Origin of the sequence: Streptomyces sp. UH6 (assembly GCF_013421635.1) — a bacterium.
Taxonomy (GTDB): Bacteria; Actinomycetota; Actinomycetes; order Streptomycetales; family Streptomycetaceae; genus Streptomyces; species Streptomyces abyssomicinicus.
The window spans coordinates 1-1829 of record NZ_JACADT010001078.1; the positions used below are offsets into that span (position 1 = coordinate 1).

General features: G+C 74.0%; 2 protein-coding genes. Both read left to right on the top strand.

Annotated features, from left to right (window positions below):
* Nucleotides 1–90: 90 nt before the first annotated feature.
* Nucleotides 91–441, top strand: coding sequence for an SH3 domain-containing protein (locus tag HW445_RS29385; RefSeq protein ID WP_180223863.1), 351 nt, complete (start codon nucleotides 91–93; stop codon nucleotides 439–441).
* Between the two features lie 42 nt (nucleotides 442–483).
* Nucleotides 484–1829: FtsW/RodA/SpoVE family cell cycle protein (locus HW445_RS29390; protein WP_180223864.1), on the top strand; the 1346-nt coding region annotated here is incomplete at its 3' end.

Sequence of the window (1829 nt, forward strand, 5' to 3'; positions counted from 1 at the left end):
CACCCGGACGGCGTCGCACGGCGGGCGGGGGGAGCGGTGGGTGCCTAGCGTGGCAGCACGTAACGGGTCCGCGACATACCGGAGGTCCCCATGGCCCTGCGCCGTTCCCTGTCCCGCGTCGCCATGAGCGCCGCCGCCACCGCCCTGCTCCTCACCGGGGCCGCACCGGCCCTCGCCGACGGCCACCCCACCCCGCCGGGCGACCGGTTCTACCAGGGCCTGGTGACGGCCCGGGGCGGCCTGCAGCTGCACACCTCGCCCACCACCGGCAGCGAGGTGATCGGCTTCGCACCCAAGGGCTCGGTGGTCGACATCTTCTGCAAGGCGCCCGGCGAGACCGTGGACGGCAACCCGCTCTGGTACCTGCTGGCCGACGGCACCTGGGCCTGGGGTCCCGCCCGCTACATCGACAACATCGGCCCGGCCCCCCGCTGGTGCTGACATAACAGGACATCGCGGCCACCGCTTGCTACGTTCCGAGCCATGACCACCCAGGCCGCGCGGGAGCGGAAGGCGACGAATCCCGCGCCCGTCACGGCGGCACCCGTCGGCCGCCGGGGCGTCGAGCTCGCGCTGATCCTCCTCGCCGTGTTCCTCTCCGTGTGCGGCTACTGCGCCGTGGGCCTGGCCCGCACCGGTCACGTCCCGCCCGACGCCGTCCGTCACGGCGCCGGGCTCGGGGTGCTGGCCCTGCTGGCCCACCTCGCGGTCCGGCTGCGGGCGCCCCACGCGGACCCGCTTCCGCTGCCCATCGCCGTGCTGCTCAACGGCCTGGGCCTGGTGCTGATCCACCGCCTCGACCTGGAGACCCCCGGCGACCGGGCAGCGCCGGCACAGCTGATGTGGTCGACGCTGGGGATCGGGCTGTTCGTCGTGGTCGTCTGGCTGCTGCGGGACCACCGCGTCCTGCGGCAGGCCACCAAGGCCTGCGGGATCTCCGCGCTGGTCCTGCTGGTGCTCCCGGCCCTCTTCCCGGCGGTGAACGGCGCCCGGATCTGGATCCGCCTGGCCGGTTTCTCGCTCCAGCCCGCCGAGTTCGCCAAGGTGCTGCTGGTGGTCTTCTTCGCGGGGCACCTGGCCGTGCACCGCGAGGCGCTCGCCGAGACCGGCCGCCGGGCGCTGGGCCCGGTGGTGGCGACCTGGCTGCTGAGCGTGGGCGTCCTGGTGCTGGAGCGGGACCTGGGCACCTCGCTGCTCTTCTTCGCCCTGTTCGTGATCCTGCTCTACGTCGCCACCGGCCGCCTCACCTGGATCGCGCTGGGGCTCGCCCTGCTGTCGGCCGCCGCGGTGGCGGTGGCACGCGTCGAGCCGCACGTGCGCGGGCGGGTCGCGGACTGGCTGGACCCGTTCGCCTCCGTGGAGGCGGGTCTGGGCGCGGGCCAGATCGCCCAGTCGCTCTTCGCCTTCGCGGCCGGCGGACTGTTCGGGGAAGGGCTGGGCCAGGGACAGTCGATCCTGATCGGCTTCGCGGCCAAGTCGGACTTCATCCTGGCGACGGCCGGCGAGGAACTGGGGCTGGCCGGGCTGAGCGCGGTGATCGTGCTCTACGCGCTGCTCGTCGAACGGGGTTACCGCGCCGCGCAGTTGACGCGCGACCCGTTCGGTCGGCTGCTGGCGGTGGGGCTGGCCTCGCTGATCGCCGTCCAGGTGTTCGTCATCGCGGGCGGGGTGACCGGGCTGATCCCGCTGACCGGGATGGCGATGCCGTTCCTGGCGCAGGGCGGGTCCTCCGTGGTCACGAACTGGGTGATCGTCGCGTTGCTGATCCGGCTCGGCGACGCGGCCAACCGCGACCCCGCCGACGCCGACGGCGACCCCGCGGGACGGGA